This is a genomic window from Kitasatospora sp. NBC_00240 (genome assembly GCF_026342405.1).
In the GTDB taxonomy this organism is placed as follows: domain Bacteria; phylum Actinomycetota; class Actinomycetes; order Streptomycetales; family Streptomycetaceae; genus Kitasatospora.
The window spans coordinates 722,339-737,142 of the sequence record NZ_JAPEMU010000001.1; the positions used below are offsets into that span (position 1 = coordinate 722,339).

The window sequence follows — 14,804 nt, forward strand, 5'->3', positions numbered from 1 at the left end:
AAGCTAAGACCGACCGGCAATAGGCAGTCGCTGTCGCACGTAAGGCGGGGTGGATGCAGTACGGGCACGGGTCCACGTGATCATGGAGTTCTCTACGCTCAGTGATCACGAAGGACGGCCGTGCCCGCGCTGCCATCTTGCCTGCTCGAACCCCTCTGGGACCAGTTCGCTGCACTCTTGCCTGCCCGGGAAGCGTTCGTCGCGAACCATCCGCTGGGCTGCCACCGCCGCCGGATCGCTGACCGGACGGTCTTCGAGCACATCGTGCTCGCGCTGGTCCACGGCTCCGGCTACGAGCGCGTCTCCACCCCTGGATGCTCCGACCGCACGATCAGGCGGCGTGTCAAAGAGTGGGCCGAGCAAGGGATTTCCGAATCTGTGCACGCTCTCGCGCTCGAGGCCTACGACCGGATGATCGGCCTCGGTCTGGGCGAGATCTCGGTGGATGGCTGTATCACCAAGGCCCCGTCCGGCGGTGACAAGGCCGGGCGCTCGCCGGTCGACCGGGGCAAGCAGGGTCTGAAGCGCTCCGTCGCCACCGACGCCTGCGGCGTCCCGCTCGGGATCGTCTCCGACGGGGCCAACCGGCACGACTCGCCCCTGCTCGGCCCGACCCTGGACGCCGCCAAGGACCAGGTCGGCGCGCTGCCGGAAGCCGTCAACGTCAACCTCGACCGCGGCTACGACAGCGCCAAGTCCCGTTCGCTGATAGCCCAGTTGGGCTTCACCGCGGAGATCGCCCGCAAGGGCGTGCCCGCCCCGATCCAGGCCGGCAAGCGCTGGGTGGTCGAGCGCACGCACTCGTGGATGAACGACTACGGCAAGCTCCGGCGCTGCACCGAGAGGAGCGGCAGCGTCGTGGACTTCTACCTCTACCTCGCCGCCGCCCTCGTCACGCTCCGCATGCTGATCCGCCGGGCAACGAGCCGCTACCGCTGGGACGGCCGGCCCACCACCCGACGCCTCAAGTGATCCATTTGCCGGTCGGTCTAAGTGGGACAAGGATTCTCCTGGATGGCGGGTGAGGGCACGGGTGTTACTTGACGGATCCGGCGGTGAGGCCGGAGACGACCTTCCCTTCGATGAGGCCGAAGAGGACGACGACGGGGAGGATGGCGACGACGGATCCGGCGAAGAGGTAGTTCCACTGGACGGTGTAGTTGCCGATGAAGTTGTTGATGCCGACGGTGAGGGGCTGGCTGTCCGGGACGGTGGTCAGGCGCAGGCCCATCACGAATTCGTTCCAGGCGGAGATGAAGGTGAAGATGAGGGCGGTGACGATGCCGGGCATGGCGAGGGGGACGGTGACGCGGCGCAGGGCGCCGAGTCGGCCGAGGCCGTCGATCTGGGCGGCTTCCTCGAGTTCGACGGGGATGGAGGAGATGTAGGCGGTGAGGATCCAGATGGCGAACGCGAGGTTGAAGGCGGCGTTGCAGAGGATCAGGGTCCAGACGGAGTTGAGCATCCCGAACTGGTAGAACTCGCGGTAGAGGCCGACCAGCAGGGAGGTGGGCTGGAACATCTGGGTGACCAGGACGAGCAGCAGGAAGACGTTGCGGCCGCGGTATCTGACCCGCGCGGTGTAGTAGGCGGCCGGCAGGGCGACGAGCAGGACGAGCAGGGTGGAGCCGGCGGCCACCAGCAGGGTGACGCGCAGGTTGGTGCCCAGGGTCGATTCGCGCCATACGTCGATGAGGTTGGACCAGGCGAAGTGACCGGGCAGGTAGGTGGCGTCGCGCAGTTCGTCGGCGGGCCGCAGCGCGGTGATGACCATCTCGGCGTACGGGAGCAGGAACAGCAGCGCGAGGGACCAGGCCGTGACGGCGATCAGGGCGGTGCGACGGCCGATGGCCGGCAGCTTCTTGACGGCGCGGCGCCGGGCCATCGGTATGTGAGTGGTCATCAGTTCTCCTCGTTCCAGCGGCTGACCTTGAGGAAGGCCAGCACCATGACCACGATCAGGCCGAAGTTGACGACGGACATGGCGGCGGATTCGCCGATGTCGGTGTTCATCAGCTGGAAGGCGAAGACGGTGGTGGTCGCGGTGTCGCTGTCCGGGCCGCCCTGGGTCATGCCCCAGATGACGGGGAAGGAGTTGAAGACGTTGATCAGGTTGATGACCAGTGCGACGAGCAGGGCCGGGCGCAGCATGGGCAGGGTGATGAGGCGGTAGGTCTGCCAGGTGCTGGTGCCGTCGACCTTGGCTGCTTCGTAGACCTCGCCGGGGACGGTCTGGAGGCCGGCGAGGATGGTGTAGGTGGTGAAGGGGAGGGAGACGAAGACGGCGACCAGGGCCATCCAGGGTTTGGCGGAGGCGGGGTCGCCGAGCCAGTCCTGCGGGCCGTCGACGATGCCGAGGTCGGTGAGGGCGGTGTTGAGGACTCCGGCGGTCTGGTTGAGCATCCACTTGAAGCCGATGGCGGTCATCAGGACGGATGCGGCCCAGGGGGCGATGAGTGCCCAGCGGGTGAGGCGGCGGCCGGGGAAGTTCTGGTTGAACAGCTGGGCCAGGGCGAGCGAGAGGACGATGGTGGCGGCGACGACCGCGACGGTCCACAGGGCGGTCCAGAGGAGGACCGGGAGGAAGCCGGGTTCGTCGAAGAGTTTGCGGTATTTGTCGAGGCCGGCGCTGCCGCGGACGAAGCCGCTGGTGCTGATCCTCAGGAACGAGGTGCGGACCATCTCGACGACGGGCCACAGGACGACGAGCAGGATCAGGGCGACGGCCGGACCGATCCACGGCAGCGGGCCGGCACCGCGACGGCGGCGGGCTTTCGCGTCCGGGCGAGGAGGGCAGGGGCCCTTGGCGCCCTTGGGTGGAGTGTGTGATGACACGGGGTTGGTGCCCTTCGGGGGGTGCGGGTCGAGCCGGGCGCCGGCCGAAGGTGTCGGGGACGGCGGCGCCCGGGCTCGGTGCGGCGCTCGGCCGCGGGCTGCTACTTGTCGGCAGCTGCCGCTTCGGCCTTCTTCTGCAGGTCTCCGAGGACCTTGGCGGGGTCGCCGGAGACGGCGGTGCCGCCGCTCTTCTTGATCTCGGCGGAGACCGCGTCCCAGCTGGTGTCACCCAGCGGGTAGAACTTCGCCTGCGGGAGCAGCGCGAAGAACGGCGCCAGGTCGGCGTGCTTGCCGCTGCTGGTCATGTCGGCGAGGGTGTCCTTGGTGACCGGCATGAGGTTGTACAGCTCGTCGAACTTGAGCGTGTTCTCCTTGTTGAAGGCGAAGTCGAGGAACGACTTCACCTGCTCCTGGTGGCCGTTCTTCTTGAACGCCATCACCCAGTCGGCGACACCGAGGGTGGAGGCCAGCGGGCCGTCCTTGCCGGGGATCGGGGCCACCGCGTAGTCGACCTTGCCGTCCTTGGACATCTGGATCAGCGAGGGGTGGCCGTTGAGCATCGCGGCCTTGCCGGCGCCGAAGTCCGCGAAGGCGGTCTTGCGGTCGGTGGTGGCCGGGTTGGGGTAGGTCAGGCCGCCGTCGACGAGGTCGGCCTTCAGCCAGCGGAACGTCTCGATGTTGGCTGCGGAGTTGATGGCGTACTTGCCGGAGGCGTCGGTGACGCCGCCGCCGTTGCCGAGCTCCCACATCATGCTCTCGCCCTGGGCCTCCTCGGGACCGAGCGGCAGCGCGTAGGGGGTGACGCCGGGGACCTTCGCCTTGATCAGCTGGGCGTCCTTCCGGACGTCGTCCCAGGTCTTGGGGGCCTCGGTGATGCCGGCCTGTGCGAAGAGGGCCTTGTTGTAGAAGAAGGCACGCGCCGAGGAGACGAACGGGATGCCGTACTGGGTGCCCTGGACCTGGCCGGCCTTGGAGAAGGTGTCGATGAAGTTGGCCTGCGTCGCGGGTGAGAGGACGTCAGTCGCCTTGTACAGCAGGTCGTCGGCGACCTTGTCGGCGTAGCCGCCTGTCTGCAGCACGTCGGGAACGTTGCCGGACTGGATCATCGTCTTGACCTGCTTGTCGATGTCGTTCCAGTTGACCACCTGGACGTCGACCGTGATGGCGGGGTTGGCCGCGGTGAACGCGGAGGCGACGGCGTCCCAGTAGGCCTTGGAGCTGTTGGACTCCTTGTCGCCGTAGTCGGCCGCCACAAGCTTGATCGTGGTCTTCGAGGGACCGGCGACCGGGGAGTTCGAGCCGCCGGAGGAGCACGCCGAGAGCGCGAGGGCGCCGGTGACACCGATGGCCGAGAGGCACAGCAGACGTCGCTTCATGACATTTCGCCTTTGTGCGCGGACCGTGCGTTGCGCGGCCCGGAGGGATGGGTGGGGACGACGACTTCGTCGGAGGAGATGGATCCGGGGTGCGGCGAACGGAGGGCACGGTCGTGCTGTCCGGCCGGCTGCCGTTGTGGGGCGTCGTCCCGAGATGAGCGCAAGTCTTAACGGGTTCCGACAACGATCTCCAGCTCGGTTATCGAATCGTTGCGGCGCTTCCCGGCAAGTCGGACATACAGCCCGAACATCTGCTGATTTTGCTTGTTCTTGCATTCTTAAGCGCCAGATGAAGCATAATGCGTCACCAGATGGATCGGGAACGTGACGCTGGCGCACCTGGCGCCATCGCCGTCCCGGCCGCTCCGGTCGTCCGGGTCACCCACGGCCGACGATCGAATTCGGCTCGTGACAGGACGCCGTAGTGACGGCTGACCAGAACCACGGAGGCACCCCTGACCTGGCACAGGAACCCGCAGGCTGCGCGCGTCCACCACACCGGCGCACCCCCGAACAGCCTCTGTCAGGCTCGCCGAACGGCCGGGCGGCGCAAGCCCGCACAGGCCGTACCGCCTTCGCCCGCTCCCCCGCACACCGCCCGCCCGGCCGTCTGTCGGCGCGCCCCGCTGCCGCACGCCGCGGTAACCGCTCTCGACGCATCTCCGCTCGGACGACCAGGACCCGCTCGTCATGAGCGCGTGCCCGCTGCCGCACCCGGGCACCGATGGCACGTGCGCTGCCACGGCCCTGATCGGGTCACGCACCGTGAGGAACCCCGCTACGGGTGTCACCAGACCTACCGGCTGCCGCGCGCCGGCCCAGCCACCGGCGGCGACGTGGACGTGGCCCTGTACGCGCCGGTCGCACGGCGCCGACCGGAGCGCGCCGTCGTGGTCGGCGACGAGGGGTACGTCCACCAAATGGCGATGTCGCCGCGGGAGTCACGCGCGAACGATGGACTCAACTGCTGGAGGTACTCGGTGAAACCGGCCACCTGTCGGTGGCGGAGCATCCGAGGAACTGGGCGCCCGGCCTGAGGTCCTGGGGGCCAGGACGCTACGCCGCACCTGTTCGTTTCGGCGGGAGTTCACGGGGAGTAGTTTGAAGGAGGGGTCATGGACGGAATTTACCGAGCCCATGGAGGTCGGTGGTGGCAGTGAATCATGCGGCTTCGGGGCGCGGTTTCACTTGCGTCGGCCGGGGCCGGGAGCTGGACCTGCTGGTCGCGGCGCTGGAGTTCCCGCCGGCCGTGGTGCTGGTGGAGGGCGAGCCCGGAGTGGGCAAGTCACGCCTCGTGCAGGAGGCGACCGGGGCGCTGACCGACCGCGGGATACGCATGGTGACCGGCATGTGCCACCCGCTGCGAGAACCCCTGCCGTTCGGCCCGGTCCTGGACGCCCTGGGCGGCACCGGCGAGTGGCTGCCCCCTCCCGAGCGCCTCAACCCGCAGGCCGGTGCACTGGCGCCGCTGCTGCCCGCTCTCGCCCACCGGCTGCCCCCGCCCCCCGCTCTCCCGGACGACACCCGGGCCGGACGCTTCCAGCTGATGGGTGCGGTGCGCTCCGTGCTCGACGCCGTGGGCCCCCTGGTCCTGGTGGTGGAGGACCTGCACTGGGCGGACGAAGCCACCCGCGAGCTGCTCCTGCTCCTCGCCCGGGACCTGCCCAGACGGCTCGGGCTGGTGCTCACCTACCGCCGCGAGGACCTGCCCACCGATGTCCCCGTCCTCGGAGTCCCCTACCGCCGCCCACCGGGAACCGGCGGCGCGGAGATCCACCTCGAACCCCTCACCGAACACGACGTGCACGACCTCGCCACCGCCGTCCTCGGCCCACGCGCCACCACAGCCCTGAGGCGAACCCTGTTCGAACGCAGCGCCGGCCTGCCCCTCATCGTGGAGGAGGACCTGCTCACCCTCACCGCCCAGCCACGCCCGGGCCACACGATAGGTGTCGCCACTGCCACGGACGACGTGTCGGTACTGAGGGAAGCAGAGGTCCCACGGAGCCTGCGCGAAGCAGTGAACCAGCGCATGGCGACCCTGTCGGAGCCGGCAGTCGCGTTGGTGGAGGCCGCCGCCGTCCTCGCCGTACCCGCCGACCAGCACCTGCTCACCGAAGTCGCCAGGCTCGACCCGAAGCAGGTCGACCAAGCACTGACCGAAGCCCTGCAGGCCACCGTCCTGCACGAAGCCGCCCCCGGCCGCTACACCTTCCGCCACGCCCTCGCCCAGCAGACCGTCCACCAGGACATCCCCGGCCCCCACCGGCAGAACCTCCACCGCCAGGCCGTCCGCGCCCTCACGGCCTCCCCCTCCCCGCCCCTGGTCCAGATCGCCCACCACACCCGCACCCTCGGCGACGTCCCCACCTGGCTGCGCCAGGCGGAAGCCGCCGCCGACCAGGCCATCTCCCTCGGCGACGAAGGCACCGCGTCCACGCTCATCCACGAGATCCTCGCCGAACCCCGGCTGGAGGGCGACCTGCGCACCCGCGCCGCCCTGGCCCTGTCCCGGATCGCCGTCAACGGCGTCGACCACACGACCAGCGCCACCGCCCTGCGCCGCATCGTCTCCGCCCCCCGTCTGACGGAGGCCGCCCGCAGCGAGATCCGCCTCGCCCTCGGTCTCCTCATGGTCAACCAGGGAGGAGACGCGGCGGGCGGCGAACGCGAACTGGAGCGGGCGATCGAGGAACTGGCCACCCGGCCCGACGTCGCCGCCCGGGCCATGGTCGCCCTCGCCGTGCACCCGAACCGGACCCCGCAGGAAGTGCGGACATGGATGCGGCGCGCGGAGGACGCCGTCCACGACAGCCCCAACCGCGGCGCTCGCGCCGCCGTCCACGCCACCCGCCTCACCTTGATGGCCAGGGCCAACGACCCGGCCGTCTAGGACCTCGTGGAGCGGCTGCCCCGCGACGACGCCGATCCCGAAGTCCTGCGCCAGAGCGCCCGCGCACTGTTCAACGTCGCGTACTACGGTCTGGCGGTCGGGCACGACCGACGCGCCGAGGCACTGCTCCGGGAGAGCCTCGACCTCGCCCGACGCCTGGGCACGGCCGCACTCATCGAGGTCTACAGCGCCAGCCAACTCCTGCGGCTGGACTGGCAGGCAGGCCGCTGGGAGCACCTGGAGGCGGACCACACAGCCCTGCTCACGCAGTACCCCGACACCGCCGACATCCTGATGGAGGCCTACCTGGGCCGCGGATACCTGGCCGCGGTCCGCGGGCAGTGGACCCTCGCCCTGGAGCAACTGCGCCACGCCGCCCGCCTCGCGGAGACGGCCCTGGAGCCGGACTGCGCCCTGCGCGCGGCGGCCGGCATCGCCCACGTTCTCCTCATCCGCGGTGAGGCCCAGGACGCCTGGGCCGTCATCCGTACCGCCCTCGACAGGCGGCGCAGCGAGTCCACCTGGGCCAGGGCCGCCCTTCTGCTGGCGGTCGCCGTTCAGGCCGCCCTTGCCAGCGGCCGCCCGCAGGCCGCGCGGGAGATCACCGCCGAGGCCGAACAGGACCTGGAAGGTGAGGACGCTCCCGCCACCCGCTCCGCACTCGCCTTCACCCGCGGTCTCCTCCTGCGGTACGACGGCGACAGCGCCGGCGCCGCCGCGTGCTTCGACAGGCACCGCCGCATCATCGCCTTCATCGGCCGCCCCTACTACGCGGCCCGCGGCCTCGAAGAGACCGCCCGAGACCTGGCCGGCGCGGACCCCAACACCGCCGCCCGCCACCTCACCGACGCCGCCACCACCTTCGCCGCCCTCGGAGCCACCGCCGACACCGCCCGCTGCCAACGCACCTTGCGCGATCTCGGCCTCGACCGTCCCACCCCTCGCGGTCGGCGCAGCTACGGCAACGAACTCTCCCCCCGCGAGAAGCAGGTTGCCGGCCTCCTCGCCACCGGCGCCACCAACAAGGACATCGCGCAAGCCCTCGCGCTCTCCCCCCGCACCGTCGAACATCACGTCGCCAACACACTCAGGAAACTCCACACCACCCGCGAGAACTTCACCGATCCCCGCAGCACCATCGACACCTCCTGATCACGCAGCCGGGACGGGGCCGGGCACGTGACGTGCAGGTCGGGCGGTCAGGAACGGCTCTGCCGTGGAACCGGTCGGAGCCCACGCGATCGACGGCCGTCGGCCCGCGCGGGCTCCGACCTCGTGCGAGGGGGCAACGGGCCTCGGTCAGGTCCCGCAGCCGGCGCCCACTGGTCAGCCCCGGAGCAGCCCACGAACCGCGCCGGGATGTAGCGTTGTACCACGCCCTTTCGCAGCATGCGGACGACACCAGCGAGCGCGACGCGATCCGCCACCGGCAGCCGCCCGGGACGGCGGCGACGCCGAGCAGGCCGGGCGGGGAGCAAGGGGGCTGTGCGCTCTCCCGAGGTGCATCAGGGCAGGGTCGGCAGACCATCCCGCCGACCCTGCCCTGATGCGCCGTCATACTTCAACCGACGCACCGATCTCGTGCGAACCGACCAGGTGCGGGACGAGGTCGCTCCAGGTAGCGACCCGGTGCGTGATTGCGGCGACGATGTGACCACCGGCGTTGTGGGCGGCATGACCTTCACCGGCAGCGGCTCGGCCGGCGTCGCCCCCCGCCCTGGCACTCCCTCACACCTGTTGACCTGCGTCGGCCCGGCGGCGCCAGATGGTCGCGAGCGGCGTGGGCAGGGTCAGGATGCGGCGGCACCCGGCGGCCGTGAGTACCTGGTGGGCGAGGCGGGCGCGGTACTCGTCGCTGGAGAAGACCCAGGATCCCGGTATCAGCAGCACATGGTGGGAGCCGTCCTTCATGGCATGGACGAGGGCTTCGAACTGAGGCCGAGGCCGCCGGCTGTCGGCTGGTGGAAGGTTGTCGAGGTAGAGCGCCGGAGCGGGCATCCCGAGGCAGGCGGCAAAGCGGCGCAAGGTATCGCGCTGGGTCTCCAGCGAGGTCGGGCCATGGAGAGGACGGCGTAGGTAGGCGGCAGGCTGCAGAGGGGCGAAGGGGTCGGAGGTGTGCATGTGTCTGCTCCCCGGAGGGTTCGGAGAAGCGCCCCTGCCGGACCTGTCGGACAGGGTCGTTCGGTGTGCAGCTGGTGTTCCGGTCACCCGCCCGGGTGGCGGGGCGCAGTCGTCCACGCCATGCGCAGGGTGGCGTGACCCATGGTGGGTGGGGTGGTCGAGGTGGAGGGCGATCGGCGGCGGGGTGTGCTCGACGGGGGTGGTGGTGAAGGGGAAATCGACCTGCAGGGCTTGTTCGGTGGTGTCCTCGTCCACGCCCGGCCGCCGGCGGCGGCGTGGGTGATACGACGTACGGCGTCGGCTGATGTGGTGTTCAGCAGTCCGGATGACTTCTCGGGATCCACGATTCCAGACCTCCGCGGAGGTTCCCACACCCGCCGGCCCCGCTGCGATAACGGTCCGCTCCGATCATTGCGGGAAAGGTGCGTAGAAGGCCGCCTCGCGGTTGCCGGCTGGTAGTTGGCGGCGTCGGACAGGTCGAGAGCCGACGACTTGCGCGCCGCGGGCGCTCACGCATACATGGTTCGCCCAGTTCGTGGGGCCCGGAGGCCGCCTGTTGATCCCGGGCTCGTTGGTGCCGGCCACCTGTGGGGCCAGGCGTGCGAGTGGCGCACACCAGGCGCGCACCCCGCTTGGCGAGGACACGTCGAACTTTGCTCGAAGCTGAAACTCAATGCTCATTGCTGTTGACTTGGCCATTCAAATGAGCAGATCATTTGACTGATCCACCCCGCCCAGTACAGGAGGCCGATCCCCCCTGGCCTTCAGGGCAGTCGGGGGCCGCACAGCCAACCGTCACGCGCAGAGCCACACGACCGCGGCCCAGACAGGACCGGGCAAAGGCTCCGAGCCGACGACGCGCCCGGGCCCTGCACCGGGGCATGTAGGGCGCGAAGACCCCGACGGATCGAATTCGCCCTTTGCTGTCGTACCGGCTTGAAGAACATGCCCGCCAAGGGTCGCCACCCCCGGCCCACCGACACCCTCCGCCCCGCCGACCAGCAGCTTCTACCCGCCCCGGCCTGGCGCACAAATATCACCCTCGCCGCGAGCGGCACACGGGGCCGAGAAATCACCCTCACCGGGAACCTTGATCCAGAGGGCGAGCCAATTTCGACCCGCATAGGGGTGATATTTCTTCCCACTGGAAACTACTCTCGCATGAACTATTTGGTCGCATACGATGCACCTTCTCATTGGCCGCGCCTAATTCTTCTGACGTTTCCCCTTCGACTCCTTATGCAGAGAAGGATCATCGCCAAAGATGGAAAACATCACCCAATTCTGCGAGGAGTTCGCGTTGCGTATCACCCGTCCGGTCACCCACCTCACCGCCCTGGGCCTGCTCGGTGGCCTGGCCTCCATCACCACCGCCTTGCCCGCCGCCGCCACCACCGGCGTGCCGCGCCCCGACCACGTGGTGGTCGTGGTCTTCGAGAACACTGCCGAGAGCTCCGTCATAGGCAGCCCCGATGCCCCGTACTTCAACCAACTCGCGAGCACCGGCGCCAACTTCACCAACTCCTTCGCGATCACGCACCCCAGCCAGCCGAACTACCTGGACCTGTTCTCCGGTTCCAGCCAGGGCGTCACGAACGACTCCTGCCCGCACACCTTCCCCACCGACAACCAGGCCGCCCAGCTGTTCGCCAAGGGCCTCACCTTCGCCGGCTACTCCGAGGACCTTCCCTCGACCGGCTCCACCGTCTGCAGCAGCGGCAAGTACGCCCGCAAGCACAACCCCTGGGTCAACTTCACCAACGTCCCGGCCACCGCCAACAGGCCGCTCACCGCCTTCCCCACCGACTTCACCCAACTTCCCACCGTTTCCTGGGTGGTCCCCAACCTCTGCAACGACATGCACGACTGCTCCACCGCCACCGGCGACACCTGGCTCAAGAACCACCTGGACGCCTACGTGCAGTGGGCCAGAACCCACAACAGCCTCCTCATCACCACCTTCGACGAGGACGACAGCGCCGGGAACAACCAGATCGCCACCCTGATCAACGGCCAGCCCGTCAAGCCCGGCACCTACGGCGAACACATCGACCACTTCAGCGTCCTGCGCACCATCGAGGACATGTACGGTCTGCCCTACGCCGGCGCCGCCGCCCAGGCGACCCCGATCACCGACGCCTGGACCACCGGCACCGCCGGAAGCGTCACGGTGACCGCGCCGGGTGACCAGGCGGGCACGGCCGGGACTGCGACCACGTTGCAGCTGCGGGCGACGGACACGGCTACGGGGAGCTTGAGTTGGACTGCAACGGGCCTTCCGCCCGGGCTGTCGGTCAACCCTTCGTCCGGTCTCGTCAGTGGTACGCCGACGACCTCCGGTACGTACAGCGTCAAGGTGACCGCCACGGACAGCACGGGTCCGTCGGGCAGTGCCTCGGTCAACTGGTCCGTCAGCCCGGCACTGAACGGCACCCGCACCGTCCGGACCTCGGGCAAGGCACTCGACGACCCGAACAGCTCGCCCAACACCGGCACCCAGCTCATCACCTGGGCTCCCAACGGCGCGAGCAATCAGAATTGGGTCTTCACCCAGCAGGCGGACGGCAGCTACCAGATCGCCAACGGCTCCTCGAAGCTGTGTCTGGACGTCAACGGCGGTTCCGTCGCGGCCGGAGCCCAGGTGATCCAGTGGACCTGCCACGGCGGAAGCAACCAGCGCTGGGTGGTCGCCGCCACCACCGGCGGCTACAAGATCACCTCGCAGAACAGCGGGCTCTCCGTCACCACCGCTTCGACCTCCAACGGCGCCCTCGTCACCCAGGAGACGGACACCGCCTCCACCCTGCAGCGCTGGAACATCAACTGACCGTGCGCCCGCCAGGGCGGACCTCACCCGGCCGGGTTCATCTGCAGCGAGCGTGAGCCCATGGGACGGGCAGGTGTCCGCTGCTCGAACGGCCCGCATCCCGTCGGGTCGAGGGCCGGCCGCCGGGTCGCGGGTGCCCTGCCAGGGGCCTGGGGTGGCTCATGCACCTCAGGTCTGATTGCCGAAGTTCTGCCGCTGTCTTCTCGCGGCCGGATGGTGCGCGGTGTTGGGGTTCTGGGCGACCCAGATGGCGATCTGGGTGCGGGAGGTGAAACCGAGCTTGCTGAGGACGTGCTCGATGTGGCCTTCGGCGGTGCGCTGGGCGATGACCAGGTCGGCCGCTATCTGCTTGTTCGACAAGCCCTCGGCCACGAGGACCGCCACCTGCTGTTCGCGTCTGGTCAGCGGACTGTCACCCGGGCCGGTCCGCTCCGGGGTCTCACTGTGGGCGCCGTGCGCGAACCCGATGACCTGGTCGAGGTCGAGCCCGGCGCCGTAGGCCACCGCGTTCAGGAATTCGGTTTCGCCGAGTGCCGCACTGGTCGCAGCTTCGAGTGGCTTCATCGTCGGGCTGAAGACGGCCGCGACGCCGAGGGACATGCCGGCCTGCTGCCAGATGCCATGGCAAACCCCCGTGAGCACGGCGCCGCGTCGGTGATCTCCGGTCGCCATCGCGGTACCGGCCAGGCACATCAGCGCCAGACCGACGGTCGTGGGGTCGTCGAAGTCATGCCCGATGTCCATGGCCTGTATGGCGTACGCGGCGGCCGCAGCCGGGTTGTTCCGGCCGAACTCGGCGTATCCCAAGTCGAGGAGGGCGGCGGCCAGGTACCAGCGGTCGCCGGACCGACTGCTGAGCCGGCCGGCCTCCTGGGCCGCGGCGGCCGCCTCGTCGAATGCGCCGAGCAGGAGCTTCGCCAGGGCGATGAGGATGGGGACGTAGAGGTGCTGCTCCGGTGGGTGCTGCAGCCGGCGCAGGCTCTCGGCCGCCTCCCGCAGGAAGGGAAGAGCCGCTTCGGGGTCTCCCGCGGTGATGGCGGCCTGCCCGAGCATGGCCACGGCCTCCGCGTCCAGGACACCGTCGCCCAGTCGCTGGGCGATGGCCCGGCACTCCTCCAGCGCCGGGACGGCCGCGGCGGCGTCGCCCTGTCTCCCGGCGAGCGAGCCGAGCCGGCGCAGCGCCCTTGCCCGTTCCGGGGTGGGTTCGGGGTTGAGGGCGAGTGCCCGCTCGAGCCAGTGCCGGCCCTCGGTGATGTGCCCGCACCCCACCCAGTAGTGGATGAGGTCGGTGGCCATGACCAAACCGGCCTGGCGCTCCCCGGGGGCCGTGAGGCACTCGTCGAGTGCGGCTCGGAGGTTGGCGTGCTCCGCCCGCATCCGCCGGGCCTGCTCGACCTGCCCGGGGCCGAACCACTCGGTGGAGAACCGTGTGGACATGGCGGCGTAGAAGCGCTGGTGGCGCCGGCGGACGGCGTCCTCCTCACCGGCTTCGCGGAGCCGGTCCCGGCCGTAGCGGGCGAGGGTGTTCAGGAGGCGGTAGTGGATTTCGCCGAGGTGCCGTTCGGGGGTCAGGACGGACTTGTCGACCAGGCCGGTGACCAGGTGGAGGACGGTGTCGGGGGGAATGGTCTCGTCACCGCAGACCTGCTCGGCGGCGTGCAGGGTGAAGCCGTGGGCGAAGACGGAAACGCGGGACCACAGGAGCCGCTCCTGCGGTGAGCACGATCCGTAGCTCCCGTCCACGACCGCGTCCAGGGTGCGGTGGCGGGAGGGTGCACCACGGTCGGTGGAGGCGAGGATGCGGACCCTGCCGTCGAGCCGCTCCAGGATGTCGCCGGGGAGCAGGACCCTGGTGCCTGCCGCGGCCAGTTCGATCGCCAGCGGCAGGCCGTCCATCCTGCGGCACAGCCGCGCCACCTCGGGCCAGTTGTCCTCGGTGAGGACGAAGTCGCTCACCAACGCGGCCCGCGCGGCGAACAGGGTCAGCCCTTCGGACTCAGGGACGGCGGCGGGCCGACCGGTTCGGTCCGGATCCGGTACGGTCAGCGGCGGCACCTGCCACAGGCGTTCCCCCGTGACCCCGAGGCGCTGCCGGCTCGTGGCCAGCACCCGCACGTCGGGGGCGGCGCGGAGCACGATGTTGACCAGATCCGCGCAGGCGTCCGTCAGGTGTTCGCAGTTGTCGAACACCAGCAGCGTCTGCCGGTCCCGCAGGAACTCCGTGATGACGTCCACCGGGTCGTGCGGACGACGGCTCGCGATTCTCAGCGCATCGCTGACCGTGTAGGCGAGCAGGTCCGCGTCCTGGAGCGGCGCGAGGTCGACGAACGTGACCCCCTCCGTGAACGCCCTACGAACCTGGTCGGCGACCCGCAGTGCCAGCCGGGTCTTGCCGATACCGCCCGGGCCGAGCAGGGTCACCGCGCGGGCGGTGGACAGCAGGCTCCTCGCCTCGGCGATCTCCCGCCTGCGCCCGACGAAGCTGGTCAGCTCGGCGGGAAGACCGGCCTTGGCCGCGCCCCGGCTCCGCCGCTCGGACTCACCCATACCCGCAGGCTAGACCGCCTGCCCGAGGGCGGGCAACGGAAGCAGGCCGGAGAGGCCGAACCGGTGCCGGCCGGCGAATCGCTGAACCCGTCGAGGACCCACGGCCCGGCGATCGCGACGTCGACGGTCATGTCGCCGACCGTGTCGAAGGTCGGCCGCCGAGCGAGAGGGGTTGTCCGATCCGGCCGTCGAGGCGGAGAGCTCC

9 protein-coding genes and 1 pseudogene are annotated in these 14,804 nt (G+C 69.8%); 4 read left to right on the top strand and 6 right to left on the bottom strand.

All coding sequences use genetic code 11. The features are described from left to right. Nucleotides 1-120: 120 nt before the first annotated feature. On the top strand, nt 121-972 hold the full coding sequence (locus OG689_RS03140; RefSeq protein ID WP_266276092.1) for an IS5 family transposase: 852 nt from the start codon (nt 121-123) through the stop codon (nt 970-972). Between the two features lie 64 nt (nt 973-1,036). On the opposite strand, the gene OG689_RS03145 is transcribed toward OG689_RS03140, so the two are convergent. The 3 genes from OG689_RS03145 to OG689_RS03155 all read right to left on the bottom strand — a co-directional run bounded on the left by OG689_RS03145 (nt 1,037) and on the right by OG689_RS03155 (nt 4,211). Then, nucleotides 1,037-1,885 carry a carbohydrate ABC transporter permease gene (locus OG689_RS03145; RefSeq protein WP_266326827.1) on the bottom strand — a complete coding sequence of 283 codons (849 nt, stop codon included), beginning with the start codon at nt 1,883-1,885 and terminating at the stop codon, nt 1,037-1,039. Between the two features lie 17 nt (nt 1,886-1,902). Further along, a complete protein-coding gene (locus OG689_RS03150; protein WP_266317256.1) occupies nt 1,903-2,835 on the bottom strand; it encodes a carbohydrate ABC transporter permease in 933 nt (310 codons plus the stop codon). A gap of 101 nt (nt 2,836-2,936) precedes the next feature. Further along, the gene (locus OG689_RS03155) at nt 2,937-4,211 is read right to left on the bottom strand and encodes an extracellular solute-binding protein (RefSeq protein ID WP_266317258.1); all 1,275 of its coding nucleotides are present in this window, start codon (nt 4,209-4,211) and stop codon (nt 2,937-2,939) included. 1,150 nt (nt 4,212-5,361) lie between these two features. Here OG689_RS03155 and OG689_RS03160 point away from each other — a divergent pair. Further along, nucleotides 5,362-7,104 carry an AAA family ATPase gene (locus tag OG689_RS03160; RefSeq protein ID WP_266317260.1) on the top strand — a complete coding sequence of 581 codons (1,743 nt, stop codon included), beginning with the start codon at nt 5,362-5,364 and terminating at the stop codon, nt 7,102-7,104. Between the two features lie 6 nt (nt 7,105-7,110). Further along, nucleotides 7,111-8,256 (top strand): LuxR C-terminal-related transcriptional regulator, encoded by a 1,146-nt coding sequence (locus OG689_RS03165; protein ID WP_266317262.1) that lies wholly within the window; start codon nt 7,111-7,113, stop codon nt 8,254-8,256. Nucleotides 8,257-8,395: 139 nt separating this feature from the next. Here the strand turns inward: OG689_RS03165 and OG689_RS03170 are convergent. Beyond that, nucleotides 8,396-8,597 (bottom strand): annotated as a pseudogene (locus OG689_RS03170) (IS5/IS1182 family transposase); the annotation flags it as partial. A gap of 235 nt (nt 8,598-8,832) precedes the next feature. Continuing rightward, complete coding sequence (locus OG689_RS03175; protein ID WP_266317264.1) at nt 8,833-9,225, bottom strand: recombinase family protein; 393 nt, start codon at nt 9,223-9,225, stop codon at nt 8,833-8,835. A 1,264-nt stretch (nt 9,226-10,489) separates the two neighbouring features. Between OG689_RS03175 and OG689_RS03180 the strand changes: the two genes are divergently transcribed. Next, nucleotides 10,490-12,052 (top strand): RICIN domain-containing protein, encoded by a 1,563-nt coding sequence (locus OG689_RS03180; protein WP_266317267.1) that lies wholly within the window; start codon nt 10,490-10,492, stop codon nt 12,050-12,052. Between the two features lie 168 nt (nt 12,053-12,220). On the opposite strand, the gene OG689_RS03185 is transcribed toward OG689_RS03180, so the two are convergent. Next, nucleotides 12,221-14,599, bottom strand: a complete 2,379-nt coding sequence (locus OG689_RS03185; RefSeq protein ID WP_266317270.1) for a LuxR C-terminal-related transcriptional regulator — start codon at nt 14,597-14,599, stop codon at nt 12,221-12,223. Nucleotides 14,600-14,804 lie beyond the last annotated feature (205 nt).